This window comes from Plebeiibacterium sediminum (assembly GCF_026013605.1).
Lineage (GTDB): Bacteria > Bacteroidota > Bacteroidia > Bacteroidales > Marinilabiliaceae > Saccharicrinis > Saccharicrinis sediminus.
Map to the genome: position 1 here is coordinate 20,014 of NZ_JAPDPJ010000061.1, position 15,093 is coordinate 35,106.

Below are 15,093 nucleotides of genomic sequence, written 5' to 3' on the forward strand. Positions count from 1 at the left end.
TCAATTAGCGCGATTTTTTTTATGAAATTAAAATGGTTTGTAAAACTTATACGGAATAGAAAAAGTAAAGGTGCTTCCTTTATTTAATTCTGACTCAAGCCATATATTACCTCCAAGTAATTCAATAAGCCCTTTTACTATTGACAAACCTAAACCGGTACCTTTTTGTTTTTGAGTGTAATTATCTTCAGCTTGAATAAAGCGATCAAAAATTTGTGCTTGTAGCTCTTTTGATATGCCAATTCCAGTATCTGAAACGTACATTGTAAAGTGAGTATCGCTTAATCCTTTGCATCCAACTTCAATTTTACCACTATGCGTAAACTTAAAAGCATTACTTAAAAGGTTTGTAAGTATTTGTTTTAATTTACCGCTGTCAAACTGAATGGGTTGGGTTATTTTATCACACGGAAAATTCATGGTAAACTCAATGTGTGATTTATTAAGTTGCTTTTGATATTGAGAGAAAAAGACTTCGATATTATTCAACATGGTTTTAATATCAACAATTTCCCAGTTAATGGATACCTGACCAGATTCAATTTTAGCAATATCAAGAATATCATTAATAATCTGAAGTAAATCAGAACTACTATTATTGATAATTTCAGTAAATTCAATAAGTCTTTCCTTATCGTCAAAATATGTAGGTAATAATTCCGAGAAGCCAATAATTGCATTTAAAGGCGTACGGATTTCGTGACTGATATTTTGAAGAAACTGATTTTTTAATCGTTCACTTTCAAAAGCTTTTTCTTTTGCAATAATTAATTCCTCGTTGAGTTTTGTGATGCGTTCGTTTTCAACTTTTTGTAAATGTCCCTCTTTTATATCATCCATTAGCATATTCATACCCATAGAAAGTGCATCAATCTTGTCATTATTATCTGTTATTTCAAATTGATGATCAATATCCCCATGAGCAATTTTCATTACTCCTTCAATGATATCATCAATTCGCTCGCTCTTCGACTTCTCGTTATCAGTCATTGTATTACTAATTAAATCACTTCTATTCATTAAACCAATCTCTTGCCTCATCTTCAGTGCTAAAAAAACGATAATGTTCAATTTTACTAATCTTACCCATTACAAAAGAAGCTATCATTCTTGATACGGGATGCATACCAAAAATGGCAACTTTGGTTGTTGTTTCTAACAATGAATAGGTTCTCCAACAATCTCTGGCCTGGGGTGAGTTTTTACCACAATGATTAAGGTCAATTAAAAATTGAACCTTTTTATTTGATTTACTTAAAGTTTCCTTAATTAATTCTCCATGAGCAGCCGAAACTTCGGCAGTTTGCTCACCAATGGCAATCACATGATAAACAATATATGCACCATCGGTAATTTTTACTCTACTCTCACCAATAGCATATTCACCCTCTCCAATTCTTTCTATACAAATCTTATTACTTGTCATGCGTGTAAATTCGAATTGCAAATGTAAAAGAAATTTTTAGATGATTGTAATTTGTAATTTGAGACTTTGTTGTTTTTTGATGAATGGCAATATTTATACAATTATAATTTAAATATATAATAGCGAATGAATTAGATGATTATATTTGCGTTCAATAACTAATATTTAACAAAACATTAAAATGTTACAAGTAAACGAGTATTTCGAAGGAAAAGTAAAATCTATTGCTGTGGATAACAGTAATGGAAAAGCAACTGCTGGAGTTATTGCTCCCGGTGAATTTGAATTTGGTACATCAACCATTGAGTACATGACAGTAACCTATGGAGAGATGGATGTTTTATTACCAGAATCAACAGAGTGGAAATTATATAAACAAGGAGAAACTTTTAAGGTTGAAAAAGATGCTTCTTTTAAAGTTAAGGTAGCTGAACCTGTAAGTTATGTTTGCCGTTACGAGTAACTAGAGTTTATACCCTATTCTATATTGAGGTTAATGAATATATAACGGATTAATGCAGGTTGCAATTTAGGATGTGAAAATATACTCATTTAAATGATAAACCAGGATCTCAGAACAATATGGTAATAAAAAAATAGTTAGATTTTAGGATCTAATTAAGCTATTAAGGCTGGTTTTTATAAACCGGCCTTTTTTTGTATGTATTACTGCAATTGCACAATCGAATCCTTCGTAGTCCATTTTTTAAACTACTTATTCATTTTGGCTTAAAGTAAACACTATTTAACATCATCGACGTTGTTTGTTATGGGGCAGCGAATTACTTTTGCCGGCTGAAATTTAAACACTTATACAATGATGAAAAACGGAAACCCGGCAGTTGTAGGATTAGCTGGTTTTGGCTTAACTACTTTATTATTGCAATTCCATAATTTAGGATGGATTGGAATAGGACCAGTTTTGGCAATGGGAATTATTTTTGGAGGACTGGCTCAGATGATAGCCGGATTTCAAGAACAAAAAATGGGAAATAACTTTGGATACAGTGCTTTTGTAGCTTATGGATCTTTTTGGATTGGCTTGGGCATTATCTGGATATTAAACCATTTTGATATATATAAATCATCACATTCGGATGTTGGCTTTTATTTGGTGGGATGGACATTGTATACTATCATCATGTTTATTGCATCATGGAGAGTGCATATGGCCATGGCAGTTACTTTTGGAACTTTATTGCTTGGTTTTATATTGTTAGACCTTGCACATTTCGGAATGCCGCAGCTTACAGTATTTGCTGCAATTGATCTGATTATTTGTGCATTGGCTGCCTGGTATATGATGGGAGCTATTATTATAAATGATTTAGCTGGTAAAGTTGTTTTTCCATTAGGGAAAAAAATTATTGAATAGTATCATACTATTTTTTCGTAAAAAAGATAAGCAATAGTCGTAGTGGGCTATTGCTTTTTTTGTTTGATTTTTACCATAAGCCTTCATCTGGTATTGTTATTTGAATTCTGTACATCATCCTGGAATGTAATAACGGTTACTTATGGTGATAAGGATATTTTATATCGTAAAACCAAAAAGTTATACATTTTATCCAAAATGGTATAAAACAATTAAGTGGTTTTGTTGGTTACTTTGTTGTACGGTTAAATAAACTGATATAATGCTTAGAAAGTTTCTACATATTGTTTTTGCGTTATTCCTTGTTTTAGTAACAATGGGAGTAACCATTTCTATGCATTATTGTGGAGATAAATTGGTTTCTACAGCAGTAAATTCAAAGGCCGATTCTTGTTGTTCCGGAGATGATGATTGTGGATGTTGTCATGATGAAAGCATTCATATTGAGGTAAAAGATAATTATGTGGCTCCTGTTTGCATAGAAGCAAATGCACCCATAAGTATTGATGTACTTTTCCCAGTTCTTTTTCAATTGTTTGATGAGGAAATTATTTCTGTAACAAAAACTACTTATGTTACCTATTATTTATCGCCACCACCACCTCTTTCAACCAGGTTGGCTATAAATCAATCATTTCTTTGTTAGCGTTTGGTTCTAACTAATTATTGTATAATAATTAGTCGTGTTGTTATGTCTTTTCATTATTAAGACATGGGGCTACTGCATTGTAGCAACTTGAACATAAGAACTTCAAACGAACAAATCATGTTGAATAAAATTATAAAATTCTTTTTAGAGAATAAGCTGGTTACCTTTTTGGTGTTGCTTGTTTTTATTAGCTGGGGAATAATCAATTCTCCATTTGGCTGGGATACAGGTATTTTACCAAGTGATCCGGTGCCTGTTGATGCGATACCAGATATCGGTGAGAATCAGCAAATAGTATATACCGAGTGGCCGGGTCGTTCTCCTCAGGATATTGAAGACCAAATATCTTACCCATTAACCACTGCATTGCTGGGAATACCTGGTGTTAAAACAATTCGTAGTAATTCCATCTTTGGGCTATCCAGTATATATATCATTTTCGATGAGGATGTGGAATTTTACTGGAGTAGAACCCGTATCCTGGAAAAACTAAATTCATTACAGGCAGGTACTTTGCCATCGGATGTATCACCGGCACTTGGACCTGATGCAACAGCACTTGGTCAAATCTATTGGTACACGCTGGAAGGAAGAGATGCAGATGGTAATCCTGCCGGGGGGTGGGATCCGCATGAACTCAGAACCATTCAGGATTTCTATGTTCGTTATTCATTAACATCTGCTCAGGGAGTGGCAGAGGTGGCTTCTATAGGAGGATTTGTGAAAGAATATCAGGTGGATATTGACCCCAATGCCATGAAGGCGCATCAAGTGACCATTGCACAGATTATGTCGGCAGTAAAAAATAGTAATCTGGATATCGGGGCGCGTACCATTGAGTTTAACAGGGCAGAATATCTGGTTCGTGCTCTGGGCTATATAAAAAATCTGGAAGATCTGGAAAAGAGTGTTGTTGCTGTGCGTAACAATGTGCCTATCCGCTTGAAAGATGTGGCTAAAATAAACTTTGGACCTGCAACAAGGCGGGGAGGATTGGATAAAGGTGGTGCTGAAGCCGTAGGTGGTGTTGTGGTGGCTCGTTATGGTGCCAACCCACTTAAAACCATCGAAAATATGAAGGCTAAGATTGCAGAGATAGAACCAGGCCTGCCTTCAAAAACATTGGCCGATGGTACCGTATCTAAAGTTACAATTGTACCATTTTATGATCGTACAGGTTTAATTAAAGAAACCTTGGGTACTTTGGAGGAGGCCATCTCCCTTGAATTACTCATTAGTATTTTGGTGGTGATTGTGTTGGTATTTAACCTGCGTGCCTCATTTCTTATTTCCAGTCTTTTGCCTATAGGTGTACTGATCACTTTTATCACCATGAAACAGTTTGGGGTTGATGCTAATATTGTAGCCCTTTCTGGTATTGCCATTGCCATTGGAGTAATGGTTGACGTGGGGGTGGTTTTTGTCGAAAATATTATACGACATATTGAACTGCCAGAAAACAAAGGGGCTAAAGGAAAAGCGTTGCTTACTGTGGTTTATACAGCAACTACAGAGGTTGCAGGAGCCGTAATTACCGCACTATCAACTACTATTATTAGTTTCTTACCTGTTTTTGCAATGGAAGCTGCCGAAGGAAAACTGTTTAAGCCACTGGCTTTCACAAAAACCTTTACCATGATTTCGGCATTATTGATTGGTTTGATCATAATACCGACCTTGGCACATTTAGTTTTTTCCATCAGGATTGATAAAAAGCGCTACCAACGATTGGGTAATATTATTCTTACTGTAGCAGGAGTTGTTCTTTCAATCGCTTCTGGTAATTATATAGCGCTGGCTATTTCTGCATTTGGAATCAATGGTTTACTCGCATATAGATGGAAAGAGAACCAGAAGAATTTTATCAATCTGATAAATATTGCCATTACGGTTGTAGTTGTTGTTTTCTTTTTAACAAAGGCGTGGATGCCACTTGGGGCACAAAACAGCATGTTTGCCAACTTCCTTTTTGTGATAGCCATCGTAACAGCTGTATTAGGATGTATGTCGATGGTAGTGGTATTTTATAAGCGCATATTAGGCTGGTGTTTGGATCATAAATGGACTTTTTTAACTGTACCTATATTTATTGTATTGTTTGGAATAACCAGCTGGCAGGGCTTTAATAAGCTGTTTGGGTTTTTACCTCAATTTATAAAAAACACCGATTCATATGCTTATCTGGATAAAAAACTTCCGGGTATAGGTAAAGAGTTTATGCCATCTCTGGATGAAGGTTCATTTTTATTAATGCCAACAACAATGCCTCACTCTGGTATCGAAGAAAACCTTGAAGTGATTCGCATGCTGGACAAGCAGGTGAACTCCATACCAGAAGTTGAAACAGTAGTAGGAAAGTGGGGCCGTGTAAATTCGGCATTAGATCCTGCACCTACATCGATGTATGAGAATGTAATCAATTATAAACCAGAATACATTCTGAATGAAAAAGGGCATCGCATGCGCTTTAAAACAAACAAAGAAGGTGCCTTTATTCTGAAAGATGGTTCTACTTACAATCCGAAGGAAGAAGCATTTCGTTTGATTGATAAGGAGAACTTAACGATAGATAATAATGGGGAATACTTCAGACAATGGCGCGAAGAAATTAAAACACCGGATGATATCTGGCAGGCCATCATTGATAAAAGTAATATACCGGGTTTAACATCTGCACCAAAGTTGCAGCCTATTTCAACAAGATTGGTGATGTTACAAACAGGTATGCGTGCTCCAATGGGTATTAAGGTGTATGGTCCCGATCTTGAAAGTATTGAGACAGTAGGCTTTGAGCTTGAAAAACAATTAAAGAATGTTGAAGGTGTGCAGGGAATGTCTGTTTTTGCCGACCGTGTGGTTGGTAAACCTTACCTTGAAATGGAAATCAACAGGGATGCTATTGCGCGTTATGGTTTAAGTGTAAAGAATCTGCAGTCTGTTATTGGTAGTGCAATAGGAGGTATGCCACTTACAACAACTGTTGAAGGTAGAGAGCGTTTTCCTGTGAGACTGCGTTATGCTCGTGAATTCAGGGATAATCCGGATGATCTGAAACGCATTTTAATTCCAACGCCTTCAGGAGCCCAAATTCCTTTAGGAGAATTAGTGACTTTACATTATGAGAGAGGTCCTCAGATGATTAAAAGTGAAGATACCTTTTTGGTGGGATATGTAATTTTTGATAAAAAGGAAGGTTTTGCAGAAGTGGATGTGGTTGAAAATGCACAGAAGTACTTAAAGCAACAAATGAATACTGGAGCGTTTTCTCTTCCTGCAGGGGTGAGCTATAAGTTTACCGGTAATTATGAAAATCAGATACGTGCTACCAATCGCTTGCTTATTGTAATTCCGATATCCTTAATCATCATCTTCCTCATACTGTACTTCCAGTTTAAGTCGGTTGTTTCTACCAGTTTGATTTTCTCGGGTATTATTGTGGCCTTATCAGGTGGATTCATTATGCTTTGGTTGTATGGTCAGCCGTGGTTTATGGATGGTTCAGTTGCAGGAATGAGTTTACGAAATCTGTTTCAGGTTAATACCATCAACCTGAGTGTGGCAGTTTGGGTTGGTTTTATTGCCCTGTTTGGTGTTGCTACTGACGATGGCGTTTTAATCAGTACCTATATCAAACAGCTTCAGGAAAAAAGAGATCCGAAAACTGTTAAAGAAGTTAGAGCTTTAGTTTTGGAAGCTGGTTCAAAAAGAGTACGCCCGGCCATAATGACTACTGCTACAACTATTATTGCACTATTGCCAGTATTAACCTCTACGGGTAAAGGTTCCGATATAATGGTTCCAATGGCCATCCCTTTATTTGGTGGTATGACTATCGAAGTCTTAACCATGTTTGTGGTTCCGGTGCTTTATAGCATGTGGCAGGAACGTAAGGTGTCAAGGAAAGAAGAATAAAGGATAAAGGATAAAGGTGATTAAGATTATAATCTGTCAGTGTGCAAAGTGCCTGACTACCTTGTATAAGAATCATCTAATTAATGAATGAAGTAAAGGTGAAATAATGAAACGATTACTATATATAATATTGATTTTCCTGTCATGGAATTGGGTACATGCTCAGGATCCACTCGAAAGTTACCTGAAAACTGCGGCTGAAAACAATCCCGGATTAAAGGCTAAGTTTAACGATTATCTGGCAGCATTAGAAAAGGTTCCGCAAGTTGGTTCATTGCCCGACCCGCAATTGGCTTTTGCTTATTTTATCCAACCTGTTGAAACCCGAAATGGTCCTCAGGATTTCAGAATTTCAGCCACACAAATGTTTCCGTGGTTTGGAACATTAAAGGCTAAGGAAAATGCAAGTATAGAGGAAGCTAAAGCCTTGTATGAGGTGTTTGAAGAAAACAAATCGAAACTCTTTAATGAGGTGAAATCTAATTGGTACAACCTGTATTTCAATAATAAGGCTACTATGATTACCCTTGAGAATATTGAGATACTGAATACTTTTAAAAAGTTGGCCATTGTGAAGGTCGAAGCCGATCAGGTATCCGCTGTGGATCAATATAGAATTGAGATGGAGATTAATGATTTGGAAAATCAGCTGGCACTTTTAAGGGATAAGCAACAAGTGCTTACAGTGTCTTTTAATAACCTGCTGAATACAGAGGAAGATGAAGTGATTACTTTTCCCAATGAGTTGTGGTCAACAGATATTATGTATACAAAGGAAGCTGTATTGGATTCTATTCAATTAAAGAATCACCAGCTATTAAGTATTGATATGCAAAAGAGTGCATTGGCTTTTAAGAAGCAAGTAGCCCAAAAACAGGGCGCTCCAACTTTTAGCCTTGGTATTGATTATATTTCAATTGGTAAAGGTGACAATAATTTGTCGGGCAAAGATGCCATTGCATTTCCTAAGGTGGGCTTATCGATTCCTTTGTATCGAAACAAATACAAAAGCATGGTTCAGGAAGTTATATATCAGGAGACAGCCCGTGATTATGAGCGCATTGATAAGGTAAATGTTCTTGAAACCGTATTTGAGAATGCCTGGAAAGATTACCTGGATGCCGGTCGTAGAATTGAATTATTTGATAAGCAATTAATCATCGCTAAAAAATCCCTAAAAATATTAGAAACAGAATATGCCTATGCCAATAAGAATTTTGAAGAAATTTTACGAATGGAAAGGCGCATGTTAAAATATAATCTGGAGTTGGAAAAAGCACGCACAGATAAGTTGGCAGCAGTTGCTTTTATCCATTATTTAATGGGTAAATAACAATAGTATTCATTAAGTGATAACGATATAATTACAGAGAAATGAAAACAATATTTCAAAATATAAAAAACAATTACAAATTAGTACTTGGGGTATTGATCGTTGGATTGGTTATCGGATGGATGATATCACCATCAGGTAATACAAATAATGTAGTAGATGAACATGCAGGTCATAATCATGAAGAGGAAGCTACAGTCTGGACCTGTTCCATGCACCCTCAAATAAAACAGGATAATCCTGGCTTATGTCCAATATGTGCTATGGATTTAATTCCTAGATCATCTATGAAAGGGGGAGAGCATGCAGACCCGAATGAAATTGTAATGAGTGAATCTGCTGCAAAACTGGCAGATATACAAACAACAAAAGTTGTTCTTGATGAGCCGGTCAAATCTATATATATGCAAGGAAAGTTAAATATAGATGAAAGACGAATTGCTGAACTAACCGCTCGTTTTGGAGGACGAATAGAAGAACTTTTTGTCAACTTTACAGGGCAGGAAGTTCGTAAAGGACAGAAATTAGCCACTATTTACTCACCTAATTTAGTTAGTGCACAACGCGAGTTAATTGAGGCTTCTGAGTTTAAAGAAAATAATCCTTCCTTATACAAGGCTGCAAGAGCTAAACTAAAGGCATGGGACTTAACCGAAAGTCAGATAGATAATATTGAACAATCCGGTGATCCGAAAGTCAATTTTGAGGTGCTGTCACCAATAATCGGAACGGTGATTATGCGTCATGTGGCACTGGGTGACTATGTTAAAGAAGGAACTGCCTTATTTAAAGTGGCTGATTTAACCAAGTTATGGGCTCTGTTTGACGCTTATGAAACAGATTTACCGTGGATAAAAGTAGGGGATAAGATAAGTTTTACATTACAGGCATTACCAGGTGAGGAATTTAAAACAAAGGTGACTTATGTTGATCCTTTTATTGATTCCAAAACAAGAGTAGCTAAGGTACGTGCAGAGATTAACAATAAGGATCTGCGCTTAAAACCTGAAATGTTCACCAATGGAGTGCTGCAATCTAAAATTGCAGAAGGGCAGACGGCCATTATAATTCCTAAGTCAGCAGTTTTATGGACTGGTAAAAGAGCAGTGGTGTATACTAAAGTTCAGGAGCGTGAATCTCCTACGTTCCTGTATCGTGAAATCGTATTAGGTCCGGAAGCAGGAGCTTTTTATGTTGTGAAAGAGGGTTTGGAGCCAGGTGAGGAAATAGCCACCAATGGCGTATTCAAGATTGATGCTGCAGCTCAATTGATGGGATTGCCAAGTATGATGAATCAAGTGGCAGATAATGAATCCTCAAGGCATCATCATGGAGAAATGAATATGAATGACCAGGCAGAAGGTAATATGGAGCATGCAATGTTTAATGTTTCCGGCAACTGTGGCATGTGTAAAGAAACCATTGAAACAGCAGCTATGTCGCTTGACGGGGTACTTAAAGCAGACTGGGATCAGGAAACACATATGATTCACATAAATTATAACGCAGACAAGGTAAAACTGGCGGATATACATAAGGCAATTGCAAAATCAGGTTATGATACAGAATTAGAAAAAGCACCTGATGATGTTTACCAAAGTCTTCCGGAATGCTGTCATTATACCAGAACAGCAGCAACTGTAGAAGCCGAGAAAGTACAAGATTCCATGTTTAAAGTATATGGTAATTGCGGAATGTGCAAAGATCGTATTGAAGAAGCAGCCCTAAGTGTATCAGGAGTAAAATCGGCAGAGTGGAATGAAGATAGTAAAATGATACATGTTAGCTATTTGTCAGATCAATCATCACTTGACAAAATACATAAAGCAATTGCAAAAGTTGGTCATGATACAGATAAAGAAAAGGCTCCGGATGAGGTATATAATAATTTACCCGCTTGTTGTTTGTACAGAGAATAATAAAAGAGACAAGAATTGAAAATCGTGAATACAATTAAATTAAAATAGTATATACGATATGAACAAATGAAGTTGAGTTAGGGTGAAAGCCAGTTTAAAGAAATGTATAGGAGAGCTATAGTTATAAGTAATAATTAAAAAAATAGAATTATGAAATCAATTTATTTAACAATGTTATTTGCTCTATTGAGCATGTCAGTGGTTTTTGGACAAGTAAAAACTGAAAAAATCAAAGTAGGTGGAAAATGTGGAATGTGCGAAACTCGCATAGAGAAAGCTGCAAAGTCAGAGGAAGGAGTTACATCTGCAGATTGGGATAAGAAAACCCAAATTATGGAAGTAGTTTTTGATACTTCAAAAACAAACTCAGATAAAGTTCAAATGGCTGTTGCCAAAGTAGGACACGATACTGAGAAATTTAAAGCAAAAGATGAAACTTATAATTCATTACCAGGTTGTTGTAAATATGATCGTACTATAACAACAAAAAAAGAAGGTGAGGCACATAAGCATTAATCTTTAACAGCTAAAAAAAACGAAAGGAATAGTCTCTTGTGGCTATTCCTTTTTTTTGTATAAAAATACACAATATAGATGCAAAATGTATTTTTAACAATTCTAACAAAATAGTCACATCCCTTTTTTTATTATTTGTGAATCGAAATACTGCTTACTAAAACTTATTTAGAATGTTGGAGTTTATTTTTAAGGTTTGAGAGGTAAATAATTGGTTTTGTATAAATTGGCATTGTGGCTGTCCGAAATTTAGGGGGTGAATTATGTAAAGCGGGTCTTTTTATTGTGAACAACGGATAAATAGACCCTTTTTTTTAATAAGTAGAAAAAGTAAAAACACTTTGATGTTTGTTAAATAATGTTTAAATTCATAATAGATTTTTAAAAAACCTAATGTTTAAACATTAAAAAATCCCCGTATGACTTATATTTTACTTATTAAAAATTGTTTCACTTAGGAGTGTTATGGCATTATCAAATATGAATTTTAATTCATGATTTGACTTAGTATTTATTAAACCAGCAATATGTAATAGATTTTCTAATACATAATATGGTGTTAAATGGACAAATTAGAATCAAACATCCAGTAATTTAAACAACTAACTTTATGTCATTATTTTTTACCCCCCAAACTGAAAACAATACTAACCTGATCAGTGTATCCGGAACCAGAACAAGAAGAAACCATGAAAATGGAACTTATTCGCATGAAAGAATTGATGAAGGTCTGCAACTCATAAAAAAAGTGTATTCGGCTTCCCGAAATTTTAGCAATGTATTGGCTAAAGACCGACCAGCATACAAAAAGTTTATGCAGGAAAAAGGCTTAATAGAAGAACTGTATAATAAAATCCAGAAAGAGCTGGAAAGGATATGTACAGATAATCTTTCTTACACATCAAAGTTTTTGATAGGAGAGGATATTCCTAAAGATTTTATTAAATGGTCGATGCATATTAAAGAAACATTAATGGCATTGTTTTTACATGAAGAAATATATTATAGGCTTGATGTAATTGGCGTAACAGAAGAAATTCTGGAAGATTTACTGGTTCGCCTTAAAGAACTTGAAGCCTTAAAATATGAAGCTATTCAGGAAGAACAACTGATTAAGACTTTATCTGATGAAGAGCATATTCAATTTGAAGAACTAAAGCTTCGTTATTCTGATCTGCGTCATTACCTCGATTTATTTGAAGAAGGATATCGTATAAATATAAAGGAAGAATTAGATGAGGCTATTTAAGTCTCTGGATTTTTAGATTTATGAACAAAAAAGAGCTTATCAAAATATTGATTGGCTCTTTTTTTATGTGTAGCGTAAATGGCTGAAAAAATGCTTTCAGTCTTAGATTATTAATACTTTACTAAACGGTAGATTCTGGTATCTAATAGTATAATCAGTTTGGGTTATTCGTATATTGTTTTTTATAATATAACCACCAAGGCCCCAAGACTCAAAGATCTTACGTTCAGCGAAGCGTCTCGCTTCGTTGTTTTATTCAGGCCTCTGGCCTTTATCAATTTCTATCGTAACTTATGATAATAATAATACTCTAATCCAGGGCATAAACTTTAAAGTAAATTCTACTTTCATAATAAAAATAAGGTTGCTATTTGACCTTTGAAATATATCTGCATGATTTTTGCTAAGGCCAGAGGCCTTTTCTTATACGACATAGCGAGACGCTATGCCGAACATATAGTTTGTACAAGGATTTATAATCATTTGACTGGAGTATGTGTTTTTAATCCGGTATCAATGGTCCGCTATTATCTAAAAGCCTATATGTTAATACTGCCCGGAATACAATTCCTTATCTATTGTCTCAAAAAATAAACAGTTTAAAATTGGAATTTATGAGATTGATTTACAGCTTGATTATTGCACGGAAATTATTTCCGCGCTAGCTTGAGTGTAAATACAAAACTGAGTTGTCCTTTCAGGACGCACTTTTAAATGATCTATAAAATACCCCAGGAGTTTCCTGGGGCTGAATTGATTTGGGCCTCCAGCCCGTAGTATCATCAAAAAGAAATACTGTTGATAGTAAAACGTTACATCTTTTCTATTGATTTACAGTTTGTATCGTGTATTGAAATCAATTCCACCTATCAGGGAGCTGTTATATGGCAAATTGCAAAGTGTATAGGGATAGAATAAAGGGAAAAGATTAGAGCAAAGAGTAATGAATGATGTATGTATATTAACTCAGGAGAGTTACTGTTTGATTGGTATGTGTTAATTATCCGTGTAATTCTATCGTGCTGAAAGCACAGTTCAATTTAGCCCAAGGCAACGCCTTGGGTATTCATATAAAGTTAATTGTCGTCCTGTAAGGACAGCTCAAAATAAATTTGAAACATTCTAAAGTCAGGTGTCCTTTAGCATAGTCTGTGAGGGCTATGTTTTGAATGATTATAAATGGAGTTAAGCGTTTAAAACCACCTCCCCCTCATACTTCGGGGACTCCTCCTTTATAAGGATGAGAATTTATTGGCAGCACTTATTTAATTGTAATTCACTTAAAAACAATTCTCGTATTATTATATTCTTTTTCCCTTCACACAATCCAAATATCACCCGCATTCGCCTGCGTCTCCCCATCTCCGTCCCGGGGCAATTGAACTGGCCTGCGCTCTTGTTCCATATTTCATAAATTAGAAATATAACATTTAAAACATATCAGGCTTCTGTAAATTATACTGCGGGCTGTAGGCCCAGTTCATTTCATCCTCAGGAATCGCTTGGGGTAATATATGAATCATATAAATCAACGTCCTGTAAGGACAGCTCAGTTTTTAGTAGTCCTTATAGGACGGTATTTTATAATAAAACCACCAAGGCCCCAGGACTCAGAGATCTTAAATCGCAAGATTGCATCCTGTATCATAATGAATAATAAAATAACAAAATAGTTCGTAAAACCCTCTGTGTCTTTGAGCCTTGGTGGTAAAAACATACAGTTTATGTTTTACTGTTAATCTCTCCTCAAGTCACTTCACGGGCTGAAAGTCCGGTATCCTTTAGTAAAGTCTGTAAGGGCTATGTCTGTGGTATCATACCAAATTAAAAAGGCCGTTCCTGTTTCAGAAACGACCTTAATTCAAGCATTGATTTTGTTTATCATCTATTATCCTTCTTCCGGAATAATAACAGTTCCTGCATGTACACTATTGCTGACACGGTTTGTATCATCCATAGCGGCAAAAGCGATATAGCAATGTACTACCGTTCCAGGAGGAGCATCTGGCAGATACATACTGGCTGTACCCTCAGAACGGACATTATTGCAAATGGAATATTCAGGATAATAGCCTTCAGCAATAGCTACAAGAATTACCCCATTGTCTTTAAACATTTCATCGCTTGATGCATTGTATCTCCATGTAAAAACAACTTCTTCACCATTAGCTTCAACGCTTGGCCTGTTTGTGCCTTTTAATGATCCTACGGCTAATACCAAATTATTCAGGTTAACTTTATAATCAGGATATTCACCTTCAATGGTGTATTTCATTAACTCAGACATAGCAGCATTCTGTGGCGACTTTAAGCTGTCCTGATTTTTATATCCCAATTGTATCACCGGATACAGTGGTTGTAAAAACCTGGTAGCAAGTCTGAATTTTGCTCTGTGTGCCAATTGTTTTTTACTGGCTTTATGATTACTAAAATCGGGTAGTGATTTCATAACAGAGATACCTTTGCATTGGCTACCTACTGTGCTACCTACTTTTCCTGTGAACCTTCCGTTGATTCCTTTTATATATGTTCCCATGACTTTTAGTTTTTGTAAGCCCTGTTATCACTGATCAGGTAATATCAGAGCCCGGGTTAAACATGTATCGGCCGACTTTAGAGCCAAGAGCAAAGGGCTTAGTGCAAAGTGTTTAGTGCAAATAGCGCTTTGATCTCAGCTTGTAGTACTAAAGTATATTGAAATATTCATTGAAAAA

11 protein-coding genes are annotated in these 15,093 nt (G+C 35.7%); 8 read left to right on the forward strand and 3 right to left on the reverse strand.

Annotated features, from left to right (window positions below; all coding sequences use genetic code 11):
* Nucleotides 1-27: 27 nt before the first annotated feature.
* Together OM075_RS19555 and OM075_RS19560 are read right to left on the reverse strand one after the other, a co-directional pair.
* Nucleotides 28-1,020 carry a sensor histidine kinase gene (locus OM075_RS19555; RefSeq protein WP_301192236.1) on the reverse strand — a complete coding sequence of 331 codons (993 nt, stop codon included), beginning with the start codon at nt 1,018-1,020 and terminating at the stop codon, nt 28-30.
* On the reverse strand, nt 1,013-1,426 hold the full coding sequence (locus OM075_RS19560; protein ID WP_301192237.1) for a DUF7793 family protein: 414 nt from the start codon (nt 1,424-1,426) through the stop codon (nt 1,013-1,015). The genes OM075_RS19555 and OM075_RS19560 overlap by 8 nt, the downstream gene beginning before the upstream one ends.
* A 181-nt stretch (nt 1,427-1,607) precedes the next feature.
* On the opposite strand from OM075_RS19560, the gene ppnP reads away from it, so the two are divergent.
* From ppnP to OM075_RS19600, 8 genes are all read left to right on the forward strand, one after another.
* Complete coding sequence (ppnP, locus tag OM075_RS19565) at nt 1,608-1,889, forward strand: pyrimidine/purine nucleoside phosphorylase (protein ID WP_301192238.1); 282 nt, start codon at nt 1,608-1,610, stop codon at nt 1,887-1,889.
* Between the two features lie 354 nt (nt 1,890-2,243).
* Nucleotides 2,244-2,801, forward strand: a complete 558-nt coding sequence (locus OM075_RS19570) for an acetate uptake transporter (RefSeq protein WP_301192239.1) — start codon at nt 2,244-2,246, stop codon at nt 2,799-2,801.
* Nucleotides 2,802-3,063: 262 nt separating this feature from the next.
* Entirely contained in the window at nt 3,064-3,447 is a 384-nt protein-coding gene (locus OM075_RS19575) for an HYC_CC_PP family protein (protein WP_301192240.1), read from the forward strand.
* A gap of 120 nt (nt 3,448-3,567) precedes the next feature.
* Complete coding sequence (locus tag OM075_RS19580) at nt 3,568-7,362, forward strand: efflux RND transporter permease subunit (RefSeq protein ID WP_301192241.1); 3,795 nt, start codon at nt 3,568-3,570, stop codon at nt 7,360-7,362.
* A 106-nt stretch (nt 7,363-7,468) separates the two neighbouring features.
* On the forward strand, nt 7,469-8,695 hold the full coding sequence (locus OM075_RS19585) for a TolC family protein (protein WP_301192242.1): 1,227 nt from the start codon (nt 7,469-7,471) through the stop codon (nt 8,693-8,695).
* Nucleotides 8,696-8,736: 41 nt separating this feature from the next.
* Entirely contained in the window at nt 8,737-10,614 is a 1,878-nt protein-coding gene (locus OM075_RS19590) for an efflux RND transporter periplasmic adaptor subunit (RefSeq protein WP_301192243.1), read from the forward strand.
* A gap of 150 nt (nt 10,615-10,764) precedes the next feature.
* Nucleotides 10,765-11,130, forward strand: coding sequence for a heavy-metal-associated domain-containing protein (locus OM075_RS19595; protein ID WP_301192244.1), 366 nt, complete (start codon nt 10,765-10,767; stop codon nt 11,128-11,130).
* A 610-nt stretch (nt 11,131-11,740) separates the two neighbouring features.
* Nucleotides 11,741-12,379, forward strand: a complete 639-nt coding sequence (locus OM075_RS19600; protein WP_301192245.1) for a hypothetical protein — start codon at nt 11,741-11,743, stop codon at nt 12,377-12,379.
* A 1,888-nt stretch (nt 12,380-14,267) separates the two neighbouring features.
* On the opposite strand, the gene OM075_RS19605 is transcribed toward OM075_RS19600, so the two are convergent.
* Nucleotides 14,268-14,915, reverse strand: coding sequence for a DUF6266 family protein (locus OM075_RS19605; RefSeq protein WP_301192246.1), 648 nt, complete (start codon nt 14,913-14,915; stop codon nt 14,268-14,270).
* Between the last annotated feature and the right edge of the window lie 178 nt (nt 14,916-15,093).